The 23,681-nt window shown below is 62.5% G+C and carries 23 protein-coding genes; 4 read left to right on the plus strand and 19 right to left on the minus strand.

Annotation, left to right across the window (positions count from 1 at the left end):
- Positions 1-20: 20 nt before the first annotated feature.
- The 13 genes from B9Y51_RS03615 to B9Y51_RS03675 form a co-directional block, all read right to left on the minus strand.
- Complete coding sequence (locus B9Y51_RS03615) at positions 21-1,004, minus strand: Rossmann-like and DUF2520 domain-containing protein (protein ID WP_085528798.1); 984 nt, start codon at positions 1,002-1,004, stop codon at positions 21-23.
- Positions 997-2,595, minus strand: coding sequence for a PH domain-containing protein (locus B9Y51_RS03620; RefSeq protein WP_085528799.1), 1,599 nt, complete (start codon positions 2,593-2,595; stop codon positions 997-999). The genes B9Y51_RS03615 and B9Y51_RS03620 overlap by 8 nt, the downstream gene beginning before the upstream one ends.
- The gene (locus B9Y51_RS03625; protein ID WP_085528800.1) at positions 2,595-3,191 is read right to left on the minus strand and encodes a PH domain-containing protein; all 597 of its coding nucleotides are present in this window, start codon (positions 3,189-3,191) and stop codon (positions 2,595-2,597) included. The genes B9Y51_RS03620 and B9Y51_RS03625 overlap by 1 nt, the downstream gene beginning before the upstream one ends.
- On the minus strand, positions 3,169-3,696 hold the full coding sequence (locus B9Y51_RS03630) for a DUF3180 domain-containing protein (RefSeq protein ID WP_048681837.1): 528 nt from the start codon (positions 3,694-3,696) through the stop codon (positions 3,169-3,171). Before B9Y51_RS03630 ends, B9Y51_RS03625 begins: the two co-directional genes overlap by 23 nt.
- The gene (gene folK, locus B9Y51_RS03635) at positions 3,693-4,205 is read right to left on the minus strand and encodes a 2-amino-4-hydroxy-6-hydroxymethyldihydropteridine diphosphokinase (RefSeq protein ID WP_048681838.1); all 513 of its coding nucleotides are present in this window, start codon (positions 4,203-4,205) and stop codon (positions 3,693-3,695) included. Before folK ends, B9Y51_RS03630 begins: the two co-directional genes overlap by 4 nt.
- Positions 4,202-4,618 carry a dihydroneopterin aldolase gene (folB, locus tag B9Y51_RS03640; RefSeq protein ID WP_048681841.1) on the minus strand — a complete coding sequence of 139 codons (417 nt, stop codon included), beginning with the start codon at positions 4,616-4,618 and terminating at the stop codon, positions 4,202-4,204. Before folB ends, folK begins: the two co-directional genes overlap by 4 nt.
- A 64-nt stretch (positions 4,619-4,682) precedes the next feature.
- Complete coding sequence (folP, locus tag B9Y51_RS03645; RefSeq protein ID WP_342742322.1) at positions 4,683-5,648, minus strand: dihydropteroate synthase; 966 nt, start codon at positions 5,646-5,648, stop codon at positions 4,683-4,685.
- Positions 5,645-6,214 carry a GTP cyclohydrolase I FolE gene (folE, locus tag B9Y51_RS03650; RefSeq protein ID WP_245826038.1) on the minus strand — a complete coding sequence of 190 codons (570 nt, stop codon included), beginning with the start codon at positions 6,212-6,214 and terminating at the stop codon, positions 5,645-5,647. Before folE ends, folP begins: the two co-directional genes overlap by 4 nt.
- A gap of 2 nt (positions 6,215-6,216) precedes the next feature.
- Entirely contained in the window at positions 6,217-8,391 is a 2,175-nt protein-coding gene (gene ftsH, locus B9Y51_RS03655; RefSeq protein WP_193389227.1) for an ATP-dependent zinc metalloprotease FtsH, read from the minus strand.
- A gap of 137 nt (positions 8,392-8,528) precedes the next feature.
- Positions 8,529-9,080 carry a hypoxanthine phosphoribosyltransferase gene (hpt, locus tag B9Y51_RS03660; protein ID WP_048681850.1) on the minus strand — a complete coding sequence of 184 codons (552 nt, stop codon included), beginning with the start codon at positions 9,078-9,080 and terminating at the stop codon, positions 8,529-8,531.
- 136 nt (positions 9,081-9,216) lie between these two features.
- A complete protein-coding gene (gene tilS, locus B9Y51_RS03665; protein WP_085528802.1) occupies positions 9,217-10,386 on the minus strand; it encodes a tRNA lysidine(34) synthetase TilS in 1,170 nt (389 codons plus the stop codon).
- Positions 10,386-11,621, minus strand: coding sequence for a zinc-dependent metalloprotease (locus B9Y51_RS03670; protein ID WP_085528803.1), 1,236 nt, complete (start codon positions 11,619-11,621; stop codon positions 10,386-10,388). The genes tilS and B9Y51_RS03670 overlap by 1 nt, the downstream gene beginning before the upstream one ends.
- Before the next feature lie 74 nt (positions 11,622-11,695).
- Positions 11,696-12,598 (minus strand): hypothetical protein, encoded by a 903-nt coding sequence (locus B9Y51_RS03675; RefSeq protein ID WP_085528804.1) that lies wholly within the window; start codon positions 12,596-12,598, stop codon positions 11,696-11,698.
- Between the two features lie 185 nt (positions 12,599-12,783).
- Here B9Y51_RS03675 and B9Y51_RS03680 point away from each other — a divergent pair, with 185 nt between their 5' ends.
- A complete protein-coding gene (locus B9Y51_RS03680; protein ID WP_143467977.1) occupies positions 12,784-13,902 on the plus strand; it encodes a M66 family metalloprotease in 1,119 nt (372 codons plus the stop codon).
- Between the two features lie 41 nt (positions 13,903-13,943).
- Here B9Y51_RS03680 and dacB read toward each other — a convergent pair whose 3' ends face one another.
- On the minus strand, positions 13,944-15,389 hold the full coding sequence (gene dacB, locus B9Y51_RS03685) for a D-alanyl-D-alanine carboxypeptidase/D-alanyl-D-alanine endopeptidase (protein WP_085528806.1): 1,446 nt from the start codon (positions 15,387-15,389) through the stop codon (positions 13,944-13,946).
- A 202-nt stretch (positions 15,390-15,591) separates the two neighbouring features.
- Between dacB and ppa the strand changes: the two genes are divergently transcribed.
- A complete protein-coding gene (gene ppa / locus B9Y51_RS03690; protein ID WP_048681862.1) occupies positions 15,592-16,068 on the plus strand; it encodes an inorganic diphosphatase in 477 nt (158 codons plus the stop codon).
- A gap of 72 nt (positions 16,069-16,140) precedes the next feature.
- Here ppa and B9Y51_RS03695 read toward each other — a convergent pair whose 3' ends face one another.
- The 3 genes from B9Y51_RS03695 to B9Y51_RS03705 all read right to left on the minus strand — a co-directional run bounded on the left by B9Y51_RS03695 (position 16,141) and on the right by B9Y51_RS03705 (position 18,661).
- Positions 16,141-17,370, minus strand: coding sequence for an amidohydrolase (locus B9Y51_RS03695; RefSeq protein WP_085528807.1), 1,230 nt, complete (start codon positions 17,368-17,370; stop codon positions 16,141-16,143).
- Between the two features lie 62 nt (positions 17,371-17,432).
- Positions 17,433-17,966, minus strand: coding sequence for an O-acetyl-ADP-ribose deacetylase (locus B9Y51_RS03700; protein WP_085528808.1), 534 nt, complete (start codon positions 17,964-17,966; stop codon positions 17,433-17,435).
- A 38-nt stretch (positions 17,967-18,004) separates the two neighbouring features.
- The gene (locus tag B9Y51_RS03705; protein WP_048681870.1) at positions 18,005-18,661 is read right to left on the minus strand and encodes a GntR family transcriptional regulator; all 657 of its coding nucleotides are present in this window, start codon (positions 18,659-18,661) and stop codon (positions 18,005-18,007) included.
- Between the two features lie 143 nt (positions 18,662-18,804).
- Here B9Y51_RS03705 and B9Y51_RS03710 point away from each other — a divergent pair, with 143 nt between their 5' ends.
- Together B9Y51_RS03710 and B9Y51_RS03715 are read left to right on the plus strand one after the other, a co-directional pair.
- Positions 18,805-20,241 carry a purine-cytosine permease family protein gene (locus B9Y51_RS03710; protein ID WP_085528809.1) on the plus strand — a complete coding sequence of 479 codons (1,437 nt, stop codon included), beginning with the start codon at positions 18,805-18,807 and terminating at the stop codon, positions 20,239-20,241.
- Positions 20,238-20,894, plus strand: a complete 657-nt coding sequence (locus tag B9Y51_RS03715) for a flavin reductase family protein (RefSeq protein WP_085528810.1) — start codon at positions 20,238-20,240, stop codon at positions 20,892-20,894. The genes B9Y51_RS03710 and B9Y51_RS03715 overlap by 4 nt, the downstream gene beginning before the upstream one ends.
- A gap of 115 nt (positions 20,895-21,009) precedes the next feature.
- On the opposite strand, the gene B9Y51_RS03720 is transcribed toward B9Y51_RS03715, so the two are convergent.
- The gene (locus B9Y51_RS03720) at positions 21,010-21,921 is read right to left on the minus strand and encodes a GIY-YIG nuclease family protein (RefSeq protein WP_085528811.1); all 912 of its coding nucleotides are present in this window, start codon (positions 21,919-21,921) and stop codon (positions 21,010-21,012) included.
- A 279-nt stretch (positions 21,922-22,200) separates the two neighbouring features.
- On the minus strand, positions 22,201-23,679 hold the full coding sequence (locus tag B9Y51_RS03725) for an amidohydrolase (protein ID WP_085528812.1): 1,479 nt from the start codon (positions 23,677-23,679) through the stop codon (positions 22,201-22,203).
- Between the last annotated feature and the right edge of the window lie 2 nt (positions 23,680-23,681).

The following is a 23,681-nucleotide window of genomic DNA, read 5'->3' on the forward strand; positions in this document are numbered from 1 at the left end:
GTGAACGGCCGCTACAAAGTTTACTGATCTGTCTCGTCGCTTTCACTTCCAGACCCCTCATCGAGAGCCAGAGCACGAAGAATACGACGATATGACTCGTCCGCCAGAGCACCGCGGCGGTGCGCACGTTCGGCGCTGGCCCTAGCCAACGCCAGGTAAGCCTCCCCGATGTCTGGGGCGTCCTCTTCCGCGGCGAAGCCTCGCAAGATGTCGCGATGGGACTCGACCGTTCCGACGTCGCCGCGCACCACCGGTCCGGTGAGGGCGCTGTCCCCCGAGGCCAGCGCGTTATCCACGCTGGCTCGCACGAGCGGACCGAGCAACTCCCCCGGGTCGTCGACGCCGATGCTGGCCAAGATCTGTGAGGCCTGTCCGAGAAGAGTCACGGTGTGATTCGACGCGTGTGCCAAGGCGGCGTGATAGAGAGGGCGATCCCCCTCCGCGATGGGCACGGGCTCTCCACCCATCTCCACCACAAGTGCCTGAGCAATCGGGAGGAAAGGACCTGGAGCCGTCACACCAAATGAGGCGGTTCGCAGACGCGTGAGGTCCAGGGACAAACCCGTAAACGTCATGGCGGGATGGATGGCGAGCCCGATCGCGCCCACTTCACGCCCCGGACCCAAGACGTCGATGCCGTAGCGCCCAGAAGTGTGAATCAGGATTTGCCCCGAAGAGAAGTGACCCCCGCTGGCCAAGCCCGCGATCAAAGATTCTAGGGCGTCGTCGGGCACCGCAAAGAGAACCACCTCGCTACGTTCCACGATCTCTGGAATCTGCAGGACCGGGACCTCTGGCAGGAGCGCTTCGGCCCGGGTACGTGACTCTTCCGACACGGCGTGTACGCCCACGATCGCGTGCCCCGCGGCGTGCAACGCGGCGCCCAGAACGGCGCCCACGCGACCCGCCCCGGCGTGCAACGCGGCGCCCAGAACGGCGCCCACGCGACCCGCCCCAATGATGCCGATGCCGAGACGTCCGGGGCGGTGAGAGGCTTCAGTCACGTGGTATTTCGCTTTCGGTCAAAGATTTCGACGGTGCACTCGACGATCCGCCGGTCGCAGCCGAAACGTCAAGTCGGCGGGCGAAAGAGGCACGTTCGGCCTGCTCCCGAATGAGTTGGCGGGCGTCGTCGAGGTCGAGGTGTTCGACCAGCGTGTCGACGGTTCCTCCCACAGAGTCGAGGCGGACATCCGCGAGCCGTAGTCGGCGCGTGATCGGCCCATTAATAATGGCCGCCGATTGCGTTCGCGCGTGCGGAATGACTGAGAGCCGACGGTTTAACCACCCTCTACGGAAGAGCAAGAGTTCCCGTGTGCTGGCGTAGCCGTTCCGCCGATACTCCAACGGGTCCAGCCACCGCGAGCGCCGTGGGGCGACGACGAAACCGTGCTCGGAGCCATGACCTTCGAGGGCCTCGCGCAATGCGTCACCGTCAAGGCCACCGTCACTCGAGGATTCCACCACGTGCGGCAAGATGTTCAGCAGCTCTTGGCCCGTGCCTGCGGGCAAGAGGAGATGCTGGGAGTCCTCCCCTTTCAGAGTGCTCATTCCGGCGGAGTTAATCCGCACACGGAACCATCCCGGGAATCGCCAGAGCCACGGTTGTTCGATGCCGATCGCTTGGATTCGTCCGATCGGAATGGATTGCGCCGAGGTCGAGGTCAGCCCGTGACGCACCCGGAACCCTTCGGAGTTCCGCGCGATGCGGAAATTCGATCCCTCATTGATGCTGGACCAGATCACGCTGCCGAAGCCCAAGACCGTCGGGATGAAGGTCACGAACCCCACGTCAGGCACGAAAACCGTAACCATCGCCGCGCCAAGAAGGACCACGGCGAGCCACAGGCCCGTACCTGATAAGAAGGTCGCCCCCAGCGCGCGTCCCACGGACATCTGGGCGAGGACGCGGCCTTCCGTGGGCTCGGTTCCTTCGACGACGGCGGGTGCGGTCGAGGCGCCGTTAGCGTGAACGACTGGGCGCTCGCTCGTGGTGTGACGCCGGTCCGCGGCGGATTCCTCACTCAGGGGAGGCCCCTCCTCTGAGGCCTCCCGCGCCAAATCATGCTTCTGGCCCAAGAGCCTGGATCTCAAGTTTTCGGCATCTCTCCGGCGCAAATATTGCAGGTGAAGGGTGGAATCTCCGGAGTCCGCGACGTTAAACCGCAGTTCCGCCAACCCCACCAACCGGGCGAAAAACGGTTGAGAAATTTCGATGGTCTGCACTCGGTCCAAACGGGCCTGTTTATCGCTCCGGAAGACCAAACCTCTCCGAAGACGAACCGAATCGCTGGTCACGGCGTAGCGTGTAAACCACCAACTCCAGAACATGCCTCCTAGAAGGACGACGACCATTCCCGTGAAGCTGAGCCAGGCGATCAGGGTCAGCGACGCGATGGTTTGACCGATCCCTCCCCAGAACTCGTTGGCACCTTGGTCGCCTTCGATAACGTCCTCCAGGACGTTCCTACCCAGAGTAAAGATGACAACGGCGATGGCTACCCAAAAACGTGCCAAAGGACTTAGCGGATGGACGCGCTCCCAGTGGGTTTCCTTCGAGTCATGGTGCGATCCGTCGGTGGTGTTCTCACTCATTAGAGCCCCGCGAGGCGGTCGTCGCCACGACGTGAAAGGTCTTCACGCAAGCGCGCGGCGTCATTGGCGCAGATGCCGCGAATTTTGGAATCCGTGGAGGAGGAAGCCGTGTGTATTTCCACCGTGGCCAATCCGAAGATTCGATCGATGGGTCCCACGGAGACCTCGACGTATTGGAGGCGGCCGTATGGAATCGCGTTGACTCGATGCCGGATGACGCCGCGTCGAACCAGCAGGTCTTCCTCTCGTTCCACGTAGCCGTGGGCTCGCGCGCGCCGAGGAGTCAGCATCATGTTAATCACCACGCTCGCCGCAAGAAGCGCGGGGACGAGGATCGCCAGCCAGAGCCACGGCCACGTCCAGATCCCGGTCATCACCAAGATCAGGGGGATGCAAAGGAGGACGACGCCGATCAACCCATTGATTGCTTCGGACAGCAAAAGAACCTGGAGGAACCGACGATCTGGACGAATCCATTCGGTGTCCCAGGCGTCGAGGCTCCGGAGGCGAGCCTCGAATTTCGGGCCACCGGGCCCTAAGCGTGGATGTTCGGGCGTGGACTCGAGCGGGCCATCAATGGTCTCCGTGTCGGGCATACCCGCCTTCTCCTTCGGGGTAGTCGTGAGCTCGTGCATCGCGAGAACCCTGAGAGTCCGTGGGGTCGTCCGGTGGGCGTTTACACCAGGTCTCCGCGAGACAGCCGGCAACACATACTCCGAACCCGACGACGACGTTTGCCACAGTCAGGGGCAGGTTCTCCGTTACTGAACGGTATCTCAAGAGGGAGAGGTCGTACAGCAGAAGACCCCCGGCCCACCCGAAGAGGAGCGCCCCGTAGACGGCGCATGTTTGCGCGAGGACCGCTATGCGGGAGGCGAAGACGGCGTTGATCGGTCGACGCTTCGGTTCCTTGGTGTAGGCCCTCACACGCCAAGCGAGGGCCAGGGCCACGAGAGCCAACACCACGCTGAACGCGAGGGTTACCCAGGGCACCGTAAAGACGACGCGGCGCACGTCGGGCCATAACCCACAGGCGACTCCGCTGACCGCCAAGGCAATGGCTGCCATCAACGCCAACCAACGGTACCGAAGGGGTTTCACGGCCTAACCTCGCCGTCCTTCTCGTCCAGATAGCCGCGGATGCCGTCTCGGTCCGCGGCACGGGAGGCGAGAACCGCAACAGACTGGCCGTCGAGCTCGGCGTCGGGGTCCATCCGAGCCCAGGGCGCCAAGACGAAGGCACGTTCAGCGGCTCGCGGATGCGGTAGGCACAACTCGGGTTCGTCCATGAAGAGGTCGTCGAAGGTCACGATGTCCACATCGAGAGTGCGCGGCCCCCAGCGAATGGTCCGGACTCGGTGGAAGTCTTCTTCGATCTGCTGAGCGTGACGCAACAGCGAGAAGGGGCTCATTTCGGTGCGAATCCGGATGATCTGGTTGAGGTAATCCGGCTGCCCCGAGGGCCCACCCACTGCTGCGGTGACCGCGATGGGCGACGTCGCCTCGAGGGTGATCTTCTCGTGATCGATCAGAGCCGTGATGGCGCGCGCCAGGGTGTCGCGGGATTCGCCCAAATTCGAGCCGAGAGCGATGACGGAGACGGCGCTCATGTGTTCTCCCGGTAGATGGTCACGGCCACGTCGGCGAAAGTGACCTCGATGGGCGCTTTGGGTTTGTGGACGGTAATCTCCACCGCGGAAATCCCAAATTTCTCGAAGAGATTTTGCACAATGCGTTCGGCGAGCGCCTCGATGAGATTGAGAGGGGGACCAACGATGGCCTCTTTGATGGTCTCCGCGACCTCTCCGTAGTGGATGGTGTCGTGTAGGTCGTCGGTGCGACCGGCGGTCGCGCAATCGGAGAACAGCGTGACGTCCACGAAGAAGGGTTGACCCACCCGGCGCTCATTCTCGAAGACGCCGTGATAGCCCACGGCCCCAATACCGGTGATCGAAATTTGATCCCGGCGGTCCGTGGCGTGGCGGGGCAACGCCATGCTCGCCGCTTCGAGCTTCTCCGTCATCTACTGGCCTTCCTTGTGGGTCCGTGGGGGCGCATCGCCGGTCGATGCTCAGTAATCCTTTGTATCAGGATGCTGGACGGGCCCCCTTGACCGCGAGTAGTTGACGGGTGACTTCTACCGCATCTCGCGACGAAGCGGCGTCGTGAACACGGACCGCCCACGCTCCGTGCTCCGCGGCAAGGGCCGAGATGGCGGCCGTGGCCGCGTCTCGCTCAGCGGGTCGAGGCACCTCACGGACGCTGGCCTCAGGGGTCCCAGAAATCGATGCCCGGGCTTCCCCCAAGAGGGTGCCGAGGAATCGTTTTCGAGATGCAGCGATGAGCACGGGATGGCCGAGGTCAACGATGCGATCCATACCGGCCAGCAATTCCCAATCCTGGACCCCGCCTTTGGCGAATCCCAGCCCTGGGTCGACGATGATCTTCTCGGCTGGCACTCCGGCGTCGAGCAGACGGTGACGCCACTGGGCAAGTTCGGAACGGACGTCCTCCACGGTGTCGTCATAGTGAGCCAGGCTATCCATGGAGCGTGAATCTCCCCGAGCGTGCATCAAGATGTACGGCACGCCGGTTTCGCGGACGACGTCGATCATCGCGTCGTCGAGCCGCTGCCCGGAGACGTCGTTAATGATGTGCGCCCCGGCCTCGACCGCGGCCCGGGCCGTCTCCGCGTGCATCGTATCCACCGACATGACGACGTCTCGATCGGCCAATTCTCGAATGACGGGGAGGATTCGTTGCCGCTCGACCTCGGGCGGCACAGGCTCGGCTCCCGGGCGGGTGGATTCGCCGCCGACGTCGATAAGGTCCGCGCCGTCCGCGACCAATCGCATCGCGTGCCGAACCGCCTGCGAGGGTTCGTCGTGCAAGCCGCCGTCGGAAAAGGAATCCGGCGTGACGTTGAGAATTCCCATCACGAGGGTCCGGTTTTTCGGGAGGTTCTCCCAGCAACCCCACCCGCGAAGGTTCAGAACGTCAGGGTTTCGGCCCTTGCTCGGTGCGACGGCACTCTGAGCCGAAGCGGGAGTCACCGGCGCGCTCCCCCGAGAATGAGGCTCATGGCCTCGGCTCGAGTCGCGGGATCGCGCAGCTGGCCGCGCACGGCCGAGGTGATGGTCTGGGTGCCGGGCTTCTGGACGCCTCGCATGGCCATGCACATGTGTTCGCCTTCAACGACGACGATCGACCCTGCCGGATGCAGGAAAGTCTCGAGGGCCTCGACGACCTGTGTGGTCAGGCGTTCCTGAACCTGCGGTCGTTTGGCGTACAGGTCGACGAGCCGAGCGAGCTTGGACAACCCCGTGACGCGGCCGTCCTCACCCGGAATGTACGCAACGTGTGCACGCCCGAAGAACGGCACGAGATGGTGCTCGCACATCGAGAAAAAGTCGATGTCCTTGACCAACACCATCTCGGAGTGGCCGATGTCGAAGGTCGTCTCCAAGAGCTCGGCCGGGGCCGAGGCCATTCCGGAGAAGACCTCGGCGTAGGACCGGGCGACTCTGGCCGGGGTCTCTTTCAGCCCGTCGCGGTCGGGATCCTCTCCAATGGCGGAAAGGATCTCACGGACGGCGGACTCGATGCGGGGAAGGTCCACGATTATCCCCGGTCGTCCTGCCGATCGCCGGTGCCCTGGGCACCCGAGGGGCCGTTACCGGGCTCGTCCGTTCCGGGTTCTCCGGGGCCGGGCTGCGGACCGTTGTCCGGCGGGGTCGCGCCGGTGGAGTTCTCCGGGACCTCCAGCGGATGCTCGGGCTTGGCGGCGACGGCCTGATCCTGAGGAGCCATGGTTTCGGGGTCCTCGGCTCCTGCCTCGGCGGCTTCCTGCTTCTCGGCGGGGGTGGTGATCGGAGGGAGCTCCGAGACCGGTCGCGAGTTCTTGGAGAGCCAGACGTCGCGCAATGGACGCTTGCGGACATCGCGGAAGATCTCGGCAATTTCGCGCTCGTTCAACGTTTCCTTGTCGAGCAATTCGAAGGCCAAGCGGTCCAGAACGTCGCGGTTCTCCATCAGGATCTCGTAAGCCTCATCGTGGGCCCGGTCGATCAGGGCCCGGACCTCGGAGTCGATGGTCGCGGCGAGCTGATCCGAGTATTCGGGTCCGCCGGATCCGCCGTCGCGCCCCATGAACGGTTCGCTGCTACCGGAGCCGAGCTTGACCGAACCCACCAGGGCGCTCATGCCGTACTCGGTGACCATCTTGCGGGCGGTTCCGGTGGCCTTCTCGATGTCGTTGGCTGCGCCGGTCGAGGGGTCGTGGAACACGATCTCCTCCGCGGCGCGGCCACCCAAGGCGTACGCGAGCTGGTCCAACAGCTCGTTGCGCGTCGTGGAGTATTTGTCGTCCACCGGCATGACCATGGTGTAGCCGAGGGCCCGGCCTCGAGGAAGGATGGTGATCTTGGTGACCGGGTCCGTGTTCCGCAGGGCCGCGGCGACCAGGGCGTGACCGCCCTCGTGGTACGCGGTGATCTTGCGCTCGAGTTCCTTCATGAGGCGCGAACGCCGCTGCGGTCCGGCGATCACGCGGTCGATCGCTTCGTCGAGGGCTCGGTCGTCGATGATCTGCGCGTTGGAACGGGCAGTCAGGAGGGCCGCCTCGTTCATGACGTTGGCGAGGTCCGCACCCGTAAATCCGGGGGTCCTCTTGGCCACGGTCGCCAGGTCCACGTTCTGAGCCAAACGCTTGCCCTGCGAATGCACCTTCAGGATGTGCAGGCGACCCTTGAGGTCCGGGGCGTCCACGCCGATCTGTCGGTCGAAACGGCCGGGGCGCAAGAGGGCCGGGTCGAGCACATCAGGCCGGTTGGTCGCGGCGATCAAAATGATGTTGGTGTTCTCGTCGAACCCGTCCATTTCGACGAGCAGCTGATTCAGCGTCTGTTCACGCTCATCGTTGCCGCCACCCATGCCGGCACCGCGCTGGCGGCCGACGGCGTCGATCTCGTCCACGAAGATGATCGCGGCCTCGTTTTGCTTGGCCTGTTCGAAGAGGTCACGCACGCGAGAGGCACCCACACCGACGAACATTTCCACGAAGTCCGAACCCGAAATCGAGTAGAACGGAACTCCGGCCTCACCGGCAACGGCCTTGGCCAGCAGGGTCTTACCCGTGCCGGGAGGGCCATAGAGCAAAACGCCCTTGGGGATCTTGGCTCCGACCGAGGTGAAGCGCGCGGGGTCGGTCAGGAATTCTTTGACTTCCTGCAGCTCCTCGACGGCCTCATCCGCACCGGCGACGTCGTGGAATTTGACCGTGGAGTTTTCCTTATTGAACTTCTTGGCCTTGGACTTGCCGAAGCTCATGATCTGGCCGCCGCCACCGCCCATGCGGGAGAGCAGGAACCAGAACAGCAACATCACGATGATGAACGGAACAATGAAGCCCAGCATCGAGGTGAACCAGTTATTTTGAACCGGCTGGTCCGTGTAGCCCTTCAGCCCGGCGTCGTCCATCGCCTTGACGACGTCGCCGGCACGCGGCTGCACATAGTAGAACTCAACATTTTTACCGAGGTCGCGATCGCCCTCGTGGTACGAGTCCTTGAGGGACAGCTCCACCTTTTGGTCGCCGTCGTAGATTTTGGCCTCGTCGACCTTGTCGTCCTTGAGCAACTTCATGCCGACGTTGGTGTCCACGCGATTGCTGCTGGACGACGTCGAGACGAAGATCATCGGCAGGAGGACCAAGAGCGCCAAAAAGATCCAGAAATAAGGTCCCTTGAGAATTCGTTCCCGCAGGGTCTTCTTCCGGTGAGTGTTCTGCTGAGCCAAGCTTTGTTCCTTCGCGTGAGGCGTTCACGGTCGCGATTGGGTACTTCGGAACAGGGTACCGCCGTGAGCTGAAGATCGTTGAGCCTTCACCTCACAGCGGACACTGCGTCAGCGGCCTTCGAGGGAAGCCACCGACCCTAGGAGTAGACGTGGGGTGCGAGCGTTCCGATGCAGTCGAGATTGCGGTATTGCTCGGCGAAGTCGAGACCGTAGCCGACCACGAATTCCGGATCGATGTCCCAACCGATGTAACGGACGGGAATGTCGGTCTTGACCGAGGCGGGCTTACGCAGGAGTGCGCAAATCTCCACGGAGTTGGCGCCCCGGGATTCCAGGTTGGACTTCAGCCACGAGAGGGTGAGCCCGGAATCGATGATGTCCTCGACGATCAGAACGTCGCGGCCGTGAAGGTCCGTGTCCAGATCCTTGAGGATGCGCACGACGCCGGACGATTTGGTGCCCGAGCCGTAGGAGGACACCGCCATCCAGTCCATGGTGTAGTGCGCATGCAGAGCGCGGGAGAGGTCGGCCATGACCATGATCGCACCCTTGAGCACGCCAACCAGGAGGACGTCTCGTTCTTCGTAGTCTTTGTCGATCTGAGCTGCGAGCTCCGAGATCTTGGCCTGAATCTCCTCATTGGTGAAGAGAACGTGTTTCAGATCGTCCTTGACGTCCTGTGCGTCCACTGGTGTCTCCTGCGTGAGTTGTGAAGTCTGTGGCGTGCGCCTTGCGGAGGGAATCCGCCCGGACCGCGGCGGCACATGGTCACTCTACCCGTCCTCGCCGCGAGTGCTCCATCGGGGTGGGGTGGGCACGTCCAGGTCAGTCCGTCACGACAAAGATCAAAGCACCCTCTCGGGCGGCACCGCGGCGTCCGCCGGTGGGCAACGGACGACACCGCCACACCGCAACGTGACCCGCCAACTGGATGGGTCCAGATTTTCCGGTCGGCTCCAAGAGGTCCTCCATGGCCCCGAGCCTCTCGAAGCTCGGCGACTCTCCCCCAACGCCGACGACGGTTCGCGCGAGCACCCGACGCCGGATGGCCCGGTGCATCTCGCGGAGGGCAGGCATCGACAATCCGGCAGCAACCCGCCCTTGAGAGTCGGGGACCGCCTGATAGACTGCTGGATCCACGGCGGCGGCACGGAGGGCTTCGTCGGTCAAATCTTCCAGCAATTCGGCGTCCGCGCCGAGGACGGATGCCGTCCGGGACAGCGCCACCGAAATGCCCGGTCCGAGCCGGTCCTCCAGGTAGGGCAGGACCTCGTGGCGTACCTGGTTTCGACGGAAGGTGCGTTCCTCGTTGGTCGGATCGCTCCACGGCGACAGGCCTTCCGCCTCACAGATGGCGTGGGTGTCTTCACGCCTGAGCGTGAGCAACGGACGTAAGACCAACGGACCGCCGCTACCTTCGCGCAGCTCACGAGCTTCCGGCATGCCCGCCAGTGAACGTGTTCCCGACCCGCGGCTCAGCCCGAGCAATACGGTTTCCGCTTGGTCGTCAAGGGTATGCCCCAGGAGGACGGCCGAGGCTCCCACCTCACGCGCGGCTTCCTCCAAAGCGTCGTATCGGGCCGTCCGGGCAGCCATCTCCGGGCCCATTCCGTTGCGTTCTACGGCCGCGGTCACCACACGCACCGGGTCCAGCCCAAGCTTTCGGCACTGGGCGGCCGCTCGCTCTGCTTGTTCCGCACTCCCCGGTTGCAGGTCATGGTCGACGACGACCGCTCCCGCCCGGAGGTCTCCCCGGCGGGAAAAATGCGCGGCGACGGAGGCCAACGCGAGGGAGTCGGGCCCCCCACTGCACGCAACCAGCACCAGCGGCAACGATTCGAGATCCCGCTGGACCTCGCCGGAAGAGCGCTGTCCAGACTTACCCGTGGGCGCCGCATCGAATCCCGGAAGGTGGCGCTTCAGGTGAGCAACCGTGTGATGACGTGCAGCGCCTACCGCGGGATGCAACCGGCCTTCCCTGCCGGACTGCGCCATTAGCGCTCATCTCCCGGATAGCGCGCGGCGGCTTCTCCCCTCCGGTCGGCGTCGTCGGCGACGGAATGCTCAGGAGATTCATCTTCCGCGATCCACGGGCTCTCCCCCAAAACACGCTCGACCCACAAGCTGGGATTGTGGATTTCGAGTTCGCTCGGAAGGTTCTCGGGCCCGTCCCAGATGCGATTGAACTGATCCATGCCGTGAGCGTCAACGACGGCGCGCACGAAATTCTGACCGTCCCGGTACTGACGCATCTTGATGTCCAGGCCCATGGCCTTGCGAATCATCGTGTCCAACGCCCCGCGGTTCTTGGCCCGACGATCGAAACGACGGCGAATGGTCTTGATCGACGGCACGATGCTGGAGTCCACCGCGTCCATGACCACGTTGGCGTGGCCTTCCATGAGGCTCATGATGCCGGTGAGCTGGGAAAACACGACCGCGGATTCCTCGTCGAGCAAGGACGACATGCGGTTTTTCGGAACTGGCCGCAGCCCACCCTGATCCGGCTCGGAGCCGTCGGGGGTCTCGACATCCTGAGACGACGAGGAGAAGGAATTCTTGACGGCCTCGCTTGCTCCTTGCACCAACCGCTGGACCAGCTCCTGCCCGCCTCCGGAAACGGACTCGGGGAGGCGGGACATGAGATCGAGCATGTGCTCGCGCAGCCAAGGCGCCGCGGCAAATTGCACCCGGTGCGTCTGCTCGTGGAGGCACACCCAGAGTCGGAAATCTTCGGGGTCGAGGTTGAGCTCCTTCTCGATCATGAGCACGTTGGGTGCCACGAGTAACAACCGGCCGCCCGACGCCCCAAAACCTCCGAGGGCGGCGAAGGGGTCGTATTGCCCGAGCACCTTGCTGGACATGAAACCCAAGACGCCGCCCAGCTCGATGGCGGTTCCCACCTCGGCGACCTTGCGGTCCATCTCCCCCATGTGATCGAAACGGCTTTTCAGGCCGGATTGGATCAAGCGGTTCAACAGGAACGAGAACGTCTGAGCATTTGCCCTCGACCACCCAGCGCGGTCCACCACCAAGACCTCGGAATCGTGGAGGTTCTCGGCGGCGTCCAGGCCGGTGATGCGATGCACGTGGTCTACCGACGCCGTCGCGAAATACCGAATAGATTCGACGGCGCCGCGCACCTCCGCGGCAGTCACCTTGGGACCCGCCGGCGTGAGGCGCGCTGCGGTAGCGGCGGCGGACTTCCAACTGATGATGTTCTCGCTCATGGACCCCACCTTGTCATATCCGGGCCCCGCCAACGCAGGCTTGCGGGCTAGTCCTCGACGAGCGAAAAGCGGTTCTACCCGTTCGCTTCGGCGGTGTTTTGTTCGTCGTTGGGGCCGCTTTGCTCCGCGTCGATCGAGAGGATTGCACTCGCGGTCTTTCCATCCACGGTGATGACCTGACGATCTCGGTCTTCCGGCTCGATGATCAGGGTTCCGCTCACGAGCGTCATCGTGGCCGCCATCGACCGGGGGCCGTGTTCCGTGTAATAGACCGGCTGATGGCTCGTCAGAATCTGCGCGTAGGGCACGTCGGTCTGATCAACCAACAGGTCCGAGGTGAGTTCGACCCGCTGGATGCCGCGCCATTCACTATCCGTGACGGTCGGCGTCTGGAAGGTGGCCTCAAAGTCAGCGGCATTGAGGGCTGCGCGTTGCGCATTTCCCCCTTGTGGCAATGCCGGAAATTCGTCCGTCTGTCCGTCAACCCAGGTGATCGGTTCGTAGGGCGGATCGTCGGTGAAGGTCATGCGGTATTCCACCTCGATGACGGCCCCACTGCTCAGAAGGGTCCGTCCGGGCAACCATTGCCCGTCCGAGGTCTTCGGCATGGACACATACAGGCCGGCCCCGCCATATCCGTCAACACCGTTGTATTGAAGCGTACCTCCAGGGGTGAAGGTGCCGCCGGCCGACGCGACGAAACCGACGGGTGTGGCCTGATCGCGCGTATCCCGGGATTGATTTCCGGACGGGTCGGACGATTGCCCCGCGAAGGAGGTCACCCCAAAGACGGTGTCGTACGCGTTATCCCAGTCCTGGTCTGCTACCTGAACAAACAATCCGATGTCAGCCGTGACCTCGTCGTCCGAAGAAACTGCCCGTGCGGGAACGGTCGCCGAGGCGGCAATCAGAGGGACCGACCAGGCAACGGACTTCACCAGCCCACGGCGAGACGGACGAATTCGCAGGTCAGGCATATATTGCACAGTTAACTCCCACTCCATAACCAATGAATGCTGGAGAGTCGATTCACAGAACCTCGCAAGAATCGCCCCTCTCGAATCCCTTATTCTAATTCTCGTCGCGGGCTTCCTGTGACTATTCATAGATTCACTATTCTTTTCAGAAGAGGCATGAGAACTTCATGAGATTCCGAAAACTTATGAAACACATTCTGACGTGGGGAATCGCCATTTCGGTGGTCGGATGCGGCCTCCCTGCCGCCCAAGCCGCAAGCTCTGGCGATCGCGACCGGGACGGAATTCCCGACGCATGGGAAGAGCACGGATACGACGCCGACGGCGACGGGGTCGTGGACGTCGACCTTCCCGCAATGGGCGCTTCCCCTCACCACAAAGACCTCTTTGTCGAGATGGACTACATGCCCGGATTGCTGCCGCCACAGCATGAGCTGGATCTGATCGTCGAGAGCTTCGCCGAAATTCCGATGATCAATCCCGACGGTTCCCGCGGCATTGCCATTCACCTCGACGCCGGCCCCGCCCGTGGCGATGCCTACGACTTGGGCGGCGGCAACGAAATTCCTCACAACGATTTGCCGAGAGGAATGTTCGACGTGACTCGCTACCGCCAATCCGAATCCGACCCCAACCGACGAGGGATTTTCCATTACATGATTTGGGGAGATTCTTATGGCGGTCAAGGTTCTTCAGGAATCTCCTGGGTGAACGGCATGGAGTTTCTCGTAACAGTCGGTCCGCGTTTCTGGGGACGAGCCTCGGAAGGCGCTCGAGTGGGAACGTTCATTCATGAATTAGGTCATAATCTCGGATTAGGTCATGGAGGGTCGGATGACATTAATGGCAAGCCTCAATATCTGAGTGTCATGAATTATAGATATCAAATCTCCGGCGTTCCGAGAATGAACAATTCTCGGTATTACGGATATTCGACGCGCACCATGCGACCGCTCGATGAAAACGCCCTCATCGAATCTGAAGGATTTGGCCCTAGCACCGCCGGTTACGCGTACGAATACCGTGGGACCAATGGTTATCAAAAGGTCGCGGCTAATGGACCCATCGATTTCGATGGCGACGGAACAATTTCCTCAACTCCGGTTGCCGTGGATATCAACCGTGACGGCCGACTGACCACGCTCACCGCGACGAGCGACGTCCGAACCCTCCGCCTCCCGGCAACACGGATTCGCAGAGTCGTCAGGTCGACACCCGACGAGCTGACCGCCATCCCCAATAAGCTGACGGCCGATCTTGCACGAGAGTTGGAATCTGTATCGTCCTCACCTCAGCACCAATGAACAAACGGTGATGGCCTTGGACATCCGCCGCTCTAGCGAGCTCAGAGTTCGGTGAGCCGCGCAACGGATTCGTCCAGGGCCGTCACTGCGGCCTTGGAATCCTTAACGTCGTTGACCACCAGGGAATAGGCCAGGAGCCGCCCCTTGCTGGTCGTGGTGTATCCCGTCAGGGAATTCACGGTCAGCAAGGTTCCCGTCTTAGCCCGAGCCTTTCCTTGAGCGACACTCGTGTCCTTACCTTCGAACCGACCGGCCAGGGTTCCGGTTCCACCACCCACGGGCAAGGTTTCGGCGAGATCGGCGGTGGCGGTACGAGACTGAGTCGCTTTCGCGATCACGTGCGAAAGAGTCACCGGGGTCACGCGGTTACCCGCAGAGAGCCCGCTCGAATCCTTTTGAGTCAATCCCTCGGTCGAGATTCCGGCGTCTTGGAGGGACGATTTCACGGTCTGGATGGCGCCGTCGATGGAGCCTTCTTTCCCGGCGGATACCGCAGCATTGCGGCCGAGCACTTCGGCCAAGACGTTGTCTGAGTTCTCCATCATGTAGCGGGCCTGTTCCAGGACGGTGGCCGATTCGACCGACGCGACGCGTTGGTCGTGGTCGCGATCGGTTGCGGCCGCTGAGGTCGAACCGCTCGAAAAACTCAAACCGTGTTGCGCGCCGGCCCGGTTGAGGGCATCGACGTAGGACTTGAGGGCATCGGCTCCGGCATTTTCTGGGCGGTGGGACACGTCTTCTCCATCGCTGGGACGCTGCGTGTGATGGTCCCACAGGGCGATCGGGGAAATCCCGGTGGCGTACCCGCTGTCGACGTCTTCCGGTGCCCAGGCCGGGTTGACCGCCTGACCGGTGTACATCGAGGCGTCGAGATTCACCGGAAGATTCCCCTTCACGCCGTCGGCCGCGAGACGATCCACGGTGCGCTCCGCGAGGGTCCCCAGACCTGCGTGGCCAAGCACCTCGCCGTCCTCCGAGGAACCGTCTGCGAGCATCGTGTCACCGCCTGCCACCAGGTTCAGTGAGGAAGAGTCCTGTGCGAGGTAGGCGTCCGTGGAATACCGGGCGTTGGGGTCTGAGTGGCTGAGGAGGGCAAATTCCGTCAGGAGCTTCAGGTTCGACGCCGGGGTCACGGGGTGCTCGGCGTCGGCGGAATACAGCACCTTGCCGCTCTGAACGTCGACCACCTGCGCAGACATGGTGCCTCCCCCGCCGAGCTTTTGGGCGATCTGGGAGAGCGGCCCGCTCACCTGTTCGGCTGTTGGTTGCGGCGCATCGCTGGGAAGGTCGGCCAGTGATGCTGGTGCCGAAGAACTGGAGGACAAAGGGTGGGGCTGGTCCGCGCCCGTGAGCTGGTCCCAGTTCGCGGACGCCGTCGGAACGAGCCACGCCCCGACGCCGATGCATCCGGCCGCGACGATCGCCGAACCGACCCACCACCCCCGCGAGGGCTTCCGCTTCGAGGTGTGCGGTCGGCGCGAGCTCATCGATCTCCTGACGTCAGATGTGGTGGTTACGGCACGGATGGGCAGGTGCCCGAATGACGATCTCCCACGAGTTTATGCCCATCCACCGCGGCTCACGTTTTCCCAAAGTTGTGCCGGGCGATAGATTGTGAAGATGAAAGGTCGCACAGCGGCCCAATCCGCCGCGGATCTCCGCGGAAAACACGTTCAAGGAGCACCAATCATGGAACTTGAGGTCATGATCGAGATCCCGCAGGGATCCCGCGTGAAGTATGAATTCGACCACGAGACGGGGCGTTTGCACCTGGACCGTGTTCTGTTCACCTCGATGCAGTACCCGACCCACTACGGCTACTTCGAAAACACCCTGGGCGAAGACGGCGATCCGCTGGATGCCATGGTGCTGATGGACGTCGACATCATCCCCGGCGTCGTCGTGGAAGCCCGCCCCATCGGCGTGTTCAACATGACCGACGAGGCCGGCGGCGACGCCAAGGTTCTGTGTGTCCCGACCGACAAGCGCTACGACTCCATCCAGTCGCTCGACGACGTCGACGACTTCAAGAAGGACGAGATCAAGCACTTCTTCGAGCGCTACAAGGATCTTGAGCCCGGCAAGTGGGTTAAGGGCGAAGGCTGGGGCCCCAAGTCCGAGGCCGAGCGCCTGGTTACCGAGGCGCAGGAACGCCTGAACAAGTAGTTCCACACCGCTTCAAACGTCAGGGCCCGCCCCACGGTTTTCACCGTGCGGCGGGCCCTCGTGTATTCGGGGCTACTTCCCTAGATATCCCAGCGCGGCGATCACCTGAGCCTTGGTGCCGGTCTCAAGGGTCGGATGAATCACCGGATAGAAATACGGCGAGTGATTGGCAGGGATGTCCTCCTGGATGCTGCCGTTTTGTTCTGCCTGCTCATACGTCGTGGCGTCCGCGCCGCCGAAGAACCAGTAGGTGTACGGAACTCCAAAGGCTTCCGGAATCTCACTGAAATCCTCCGACGCCGTGGCAGGGGAACCCTCCTGAACCGTGCCCGTCTCGAAGCCATCTTGCAGCGCTTGGGTTACCCGGTGCGTCGTGGTCGAGTCGTTGTCGGTCAGCGGGAATTGGTCGTAGTACTCGAACTCGGGTTCTTCGGGAGAACCGGCCGCTTCGCACTCTCCGCGTACTATCCGCTCGATCGAGGCGATGACGCGGTTGCGCACCTCCTCGTCGTACGTCCGGAGGTTGAGGCGCAATTCCGCACGATCCGGAATCACATTGGCCTGGTCTCCGGCGGACAACGCACCCACGGTCAATACGGCAAAGGCGCCCGGCTCGACCTCGCGCGAGACCACGGTCTGTAAGCGCAAGACGATCGACGACGCCAAAACCACCGGGTCAATCGAGAGGTGCGGCATCGAACCGTGCGAACCCCGGCCATGCACCGTGATCTTCAGCGAATCCGCCATCGAGAGCATGGGGCCGGACGACGTGAACACCTGCCCGGCAGGCTTCGGCATGACGTGTTGCCCCACGACGACCTCCGGGTGAGGCACTTTCGTGACGAGGCCGTCGTCGATCATCGCGCGAGCGCCCTTCGCATTTTCTTCCGAAGGCTGGAAGAGCGCGACGTACGTTCCGGACCAGGCATCTTTGTGCTCGGTCATCAACCGGACGGCCCCGAGCAGGCAGGCAACGTGCATGTCGTGGCCACACGCGTGCATCACGCCGTCGTTCTCTGAAGCGTACTCAAGACCGGTGCGTTCGGCCACGGGAAGGGCATCAATGTCGGCCCGGGCCATGATCGTGGGGCCGTCGCCGTTCTCGATGACGGCGACGACACCGGTCTTGCCGACCACCTGTGGCGATAAACCGAGCTCGGCGAGTTCGCGTTGGATGACCGTGCTGGTGCGCTCCTCCTGCATCCCAAGCTCGGGGTGGCGGTGGAGGTCTTTGTAGAGTTCTTCTTGCCAATCGATCTGGTCCGCAAGTTTCGTCAGGACGTTCTCGGGCTGATGTCCCATAAATTCCTCCCATTGATCGTGGAGCGATCCGGGGTGGAGGGCCGGATCGGAGCGTCGTGGGCCTATCCGGTCAGGGCCGCTCGGTACCCATCTTCCGCCTCTCGACCGAACGGCACAAAGGTCACGGTGTCGATGGCCTCGCCGACCTGCGCACTCATGTCCCGCACGGTGTCCACTGCGATGCGGGTCGCATCCTTCATCGGCCACCCGTAAACGCCAGCCGAGATGGCGGGAAAAGCGATGGTCTTTGCGCCGAGCTCGGCCGCAGTCAGGAGGCAGGTCCGGTAGCAGGAGGCCAAAATCGGAGCCTTCTGCGCGTATTTCTCCGGGGAGGACGCATAGGTCGGGCCGACCGTGTGGATGACCCAGCGGGCCGGCAAATTCCCGGCGGTGGTCGCGGCGGCCTGGCCTGCCTCCAACCCATCAGGGAAGCGCGTCTTCCGAAGGTGACGGCATTCTTCAAGGATCCTCGACCCGCCGGCACGGTGTATCGCGCCGTCCACGCCTCCACCGCCCAGAAGCGAGGAATTCGCGGCGTTGACGATGGCGTCGGCGGTGAATTGGGTGATGTCTCCGGGATGGATGTCGATCTGCATGCTTCCAGCCTAGGAGCCGGGGACGAATACCGGAACGATCAGGCGCTCAGCACCCGTTGGGCAAATCCGCGGAGATAGTCGTTGAGTTCCCGGGCCGCGCCGTCGCCCGCGTCCGGGTTCCTCTCCAGGATCGCTTCGAGCATCCGGCGGTGCAGCCCCGCTCCGGTCACGAGGTCCTCTGGGTCGGTCACGTGCGAGGTCCAGAACCGGCGCGAGAGGTTCTGTAGGGGGATCATCGCGTCCACCAGGAAGTCATTATGGGCCGCCCCGTGCACCAGACGGTGGGTCTCACGGACGGTCTCGGAGTAGCTGGCTAGCGTGAACTCTTCGGTCGCGAGACGGTGGGCCATGGTCTGGATCTCTTCGCGTTCGGCGAGGGTCGCGCGATCGCAGGCGAGTCTCACGGCGAGGCCGTCCAACTCTCGGCGCAGCTCCAAGATGCGTATCTCGGTTTCGGCTCCGACGTCCGTGATGAGGAGGCCTCGATTCGGGTGGATCTCGACCATGCGTTCCCTCGCGAGCCGATGTACCGCCTCCCGCACCGGCGTGCGGCCAAGACCCGTGTGCTCCATGAATTCCGCCTCGGAGACGAAGGTCAGCGGTTCGATCTCACCGTGGATGATCATGTGTTCGATGCGTTCGTAGGCTCGATCGGTCAGGGAGCGTGGGGTGGCGGTGCGCTCGGCGCGAGTCATGCGGCGTCCTTCCGGGCAAGGATTCAAAGGTCAGAAAAATTTCTGGCGTGGAGGTTATATATACAACCGATATATCGGTAGAGTGTCCCACAACATAAGTGTCGCAGATCACTCGATCGGCGATATGACGAGGAGATTGACACATGACCACCACGCCCGACGTCGGCCCCAAAACCATGGAGATGCGGTCCATCGACTGGATCCCACCCAAGGAACGTCACGGATCCCCCCTTTCCCTGTTTTTCCTCTGGTTTGCGGCGAACAGTTCCATCACGGCCCTCGTGACCGGCGGACTCTTCGTGATCCTGGGCAATTCCGCGCTGTGGTCGATCCCCGCGATCATCATCGGAAACCTGGTGGGCGGTTTCATCACCGCTTTGCACTCGGCCCAAGGCCCCCAGCTCGGCGTGCCTCAGATGATCCAGTCCCGCGCGCAGTTCGGTTACTACGGCGCAATCCTGCCGTTGATCCTTGCGTTGATTATTTACATCGGCTTTTACGCCACGGGGCTTGTCCTGGGCGGCCAGGCCCTAGCGACTCTCCTCCACGTCAGCGTGCGATGGGGTGCGGTGATCTTCGCCGTCTTCTCCACGGTCCTCGCTATCGCCGGCTACAAGTGGATTCACAAGTTCTCGCATGTGGCCTCCGTCTTGAGCGGCTTGGTGTTCGTCGTATTGCTCGTGATCATTTTGGGTGGACCCATGCGTCACGACATCGCCGCGAGCAACGGCTTCGCTCTGGCCCCGTTCATTTTGGGGGTTTCCCTCTCGGCGTCGTGGCAGCTGACCTTCGGCCCGTATATCGCCGACTACAGCCGCTACCTTCCCGAGTCGACGACGCAACGCTCCACCATCGGCTGGACCTTCGCCGGCAGCTTCTTGGGCGCTTCCCTGGCCATGACCGTCGGCGCATTTGCCGCTCAGCTCGGCGGCGAGGCCTTCGGAGAGCATCAGGTCGGGTATCTGTCTGGGCTGGCCGGTTCGTTCTTCTGGTTGGTGTTGCTCGCCGTCGTCGTCGGGAAACTCACGGGCAACACCTTGAGTTCCTACGGTGGTTTCATGTCGCTGGCGACCATCGTCACGGCCATCGCACGCCACGAGGTCATCAAGCCCAAGGCGCGTTCCGTCTACGTGCTGATCATCTCCGTGACCGCCGTGGTCATCGCCCTGTTGGCGTCGGATAATTTCGTGGCCGTGTTTACGGACTTCCTGTTGTTCCTGCTGTATTTCATGACGCCGTGGTCGGCCATCAACCTCGTGGACTACTACCTTGTGCGCCATAAGAAGTACGACGTCGCCGCCCTCTTCGAGCGCAATGGACCGTACGGAACCATCAACAAGGGTGCTTTTCTCGCCTACGCATTGGGCGTTCTGATCCAGATTCCGTTTATGAATTCCGAACTGTACGTGGGTCCCATCGCGAATCTCTTCGGTGGAGCCGAGGTGGCCTGGATTATCGGTTTAGTGGTCTCGGGTGGTCTCTACCTCATCTTGGCCAAACGCAATCAAGCCCGCGGCCTCAATCCCGCAGGAAAGCCTCTCGAGACTTCCGAACCTGCCGCAGAAAGGGTTGCCTCGTGAAATACGACCCGAATTCCGAACAGAAGCCACTGGCCCACTCGCCGTTCAAGGCGTTGACCGTGCCGCGCCCCATTGGCTGGCTTTCGAGTATCAGTGAGGACGGCATCGAGAATATTGCGCCCTATAGCCAGTGGCAGAACCTGACTTTCGACCCGCCAATGGTCATGTTTGCCGCGAACCAATACCCCGACGGTCGCCGCAAGGACACCGTGGTTAACGCGGAGAAGACCGGTTGGTTCGTGTGGAACATGGCGACGTGGGATCTGCGGGATGCGGTGAATACCAGTGCGATGGTTTTGCCGTCCGAGGAGAGCGAATTTGACCGCCTAGACGTCACGCGCTCTTATGCGGACCTCTCAAACACCCCGATGGTCGCGGAGAGCCCGTTCCACTACGAGTGCAAATACCTCACCACGCACCGCCTGCCGGGCAGGTCCGACGTTGGAACGATCGACGTGGTGTATGCGACCGTCGAGCGCATCCACTTGGACGAACGGTTCTTGACCGACACCGGGCGAGTGGACATCGAAGCCGTGAAGCCGATCGCCCGCATGGGGTATTTCGACTACACGGTGGTCACGGACACCTTCGAAATGCGGGTTCCGGGGGCCGACGCCGATGCGCAGGCGGGGTTGGGCGGGCAGCCGCGGTAGCTCGCAGGGGAAGCAGCGGGCGGGGATTAGCCGTTGAGGCGCATCAATCCATCGAATCGGTGGAATAGCTGGGTGATGCGCTCAATGGTGCCCATGGCTGGATCTCGCTCCTGATTTAGCCATTGTCTACGCCTCTAGCTTCCCACGTTCCGAAATCGCCAAATTCTGAGGTCCAGGCTTTGCGCCCATTGCAGGATGCTCCCGTAACAATTGCACCCGCCGTCGACGGAGAGGTGAAAGGGATATCACGGGTCAGACGCCCAACGCCGTTATTTTGAAGCATGATACTTCCGTCCGCCACCAATCGTTCGTGATGGGCTTTGTATGCTCGATACGCGCGTTGGGTTGATTCTGCTCGGCCCGAACCGCTCCAGGTGCCCACGACGAGAGACCCCTCGAGAACGGTAAAGTCACCGCCCACGAGTTGAGCCTGAGCATTCACTCCTCGCTTTTCCTTCACCAAGGAGAAAATTGGTGACGACATTTCAGGAGGTTCCGGATCGAGCGTCATCTTCTGGGCTGGCCGCCTTTTGAACGTGGTGACCCCAAGGACGGGGAGGACCACCTGAAGCTGGCCAAGGAAGGCTTCCATGTCCGAAATTTGAGCTTCGGAGAGCTTGCGAGTCTGTGGTGTTTGCGTGTTCTCGAGCGAAGCTCGCTTAGCTTCCTTAGCGATGTTCACCAAACTGGCCTCGAGATAGCCCCAATGGCCTTCGTTAAAGCCGTCATCCTTGGATGTGATGACGACGACCCTGTCCCAAAAATCTTTCTTGGCCTCATGTTGCTTCATGCGGTCCACGAAATTTTCGGTTTTCCCGATGTAGCACCGAGTGCCGCCGACGGCGGCGTCGTCATCCGCCAGGAGAAGATAGCACCCATTACGAGTCGCTTCCGGGCGCCCCAACACCGAAGCGAGGTCTGCCCTGGGGCCTGCAAGAACATGCCCCGTCCATCCGGCAATCTCAGCGGTGGTGAGACCACCTGAGACACCGTCGACCAGAAAGAGTTCGATGTGTTTGCCACTCATGAGGCTTCCCTAACGGTGAGGAGCTTGTCGCGGTATTACTCGTGTTTCTTCTACTGGGCCTCCATCTTGGATTCCAGATTGAAGAAGACAATTAGATAATTCCACAACTTGTATACCCTCACAGCTTATGGACATTTTCTACCAAGACTCGAAATCGAGGACGGTTTCTCTGGACTCGCTTAGCAGCCAGACCTTATGTCTGAGGCTCCCAAAGCTAAAAATTTGGGCATAGCTGACCTGACACCCACCGGTGTCACGTTTTTTGACGCCCACGCCGGCTCAGTCAAGCCCCCAGTGCGTCACCCGTCCCCCAACGAACGTCGCCGCCACCGGCATATCCACTAGATTCCGGGCGGACTCCTCCGGGGTGTCTCCCGCGAACGGGTCGCGGTCCACGAGCACGACGTCGGCGGCGTCGCCGGTGCGGATTCGGTTCACGCCGTCGGTGGATGCGGCGAGCGCTTCCCTCGCCGTGAGGGACTGTTCAGGATGCCACGGTCCGCGCTCGTCCGCCGAGCGGTGCACGGCGGCCGCCATCGCGAGCCACGGGTCGAGGGGCGAGACGGGCGCGTCCGACCCGAGTGCCAGATTCACCCCGCGTTCCTTCATGGTTCGCACGGCAAAACAGCGGTCGGCGCGGTCGGCCCACAGCCGGTCCATCACGTCGCGGTCGTCGTACAGGTGAGCCGGTTGCACGCTCGCGGTGAGCCCGGCCTGGGCCAAACGGTCGACGTCGTCCCAGCGAATCACCTGGGCGTGCTCGATCGAACCGCGCGCACCCGTCTGCTCGAAGGCACCCAGGGCTAGGTCGACGGCGGCGTCGCCCAGCGCGTGAAGGGCCACATCCAGACCGGAAGACCGCGCTAGACCCAAAAGCCTGTGCAGTTCCTCGGCGGGAACCGTCTGCACTCCGCAGGCATTCACCAAGTCCGAGGCCTCCAAGTACGGATCACAGCAGTGCGCCGTGCGGGTACCCAGGGAACCGTCCGAGATGATCTTGAGCGGCCCCATACGGATCAGCCCAAATTCATCCAGGGCGTCTCCGCTCCTCAGGCCTCGCTCCAGAACCGCATCCAATCGATCCGGGTAGACGCCGGTGCGCACCCTCAACGGCGAGGGGTCACCGGATAACCGTTCCGGCCAGACGTCGTAATTCGCCGCGAACTCGAGGTCTACGATCCCCACCACGCCGCGGGCCGAAGCGGCCTGCATCGCATCGCGAACGGCAGACTCGGTATCCGGAACGTACGGCTGAAGCAGACCAAAAAGCGGGAACCAACGGTCCTCGTCGATGAGCCCGTCGATACCCGTCACGCCCACCAAGGCGAGCGCGGCCGAATTCAACCAGCCGTTGTGCATGTCTCCGCTAATGAGGATGGCGGGCCGAGACCCGGTCACCGCATCCAATTCGGCAACGGTGGGCTGCCGATTCCACACCGAGGCGCGGTACCCGAACCCAAAGACCACGGCTTCGTCGTCGGGACGAGCCAGGATGGCCTCCCCAACGATCCGGGTCACGGCCTCGGGAGACTCCGCACCCCGCAGATCCAGACGCGACCTCGAGACGGCCCACTGGTCGAAATGGACGTGGGCATCCCATAATCCGGGGAGGAGCCACCGCCCGTCGGCCTCGACGACCTCGTCCGAGGACCGGGGTTCGATGCTGGGGCCCATTTCCACGCGGCCATCGGCGAGGCGTGCATCGACGATCGCCCCGGTGGCGGCGTCGCGGACCTGGCGCAAGAGGTAGGAGTGCATGA

Source organism: Kocuria massiliensis, assembly GCF_900169715.1.
In the GTDB taxonomy this organism is placed as follows: Bacteria; Actinomycetota; Actinomycetes; order Actinomycetales; family Micrococcaceae; genus Rothia; species Rothia massiliensis.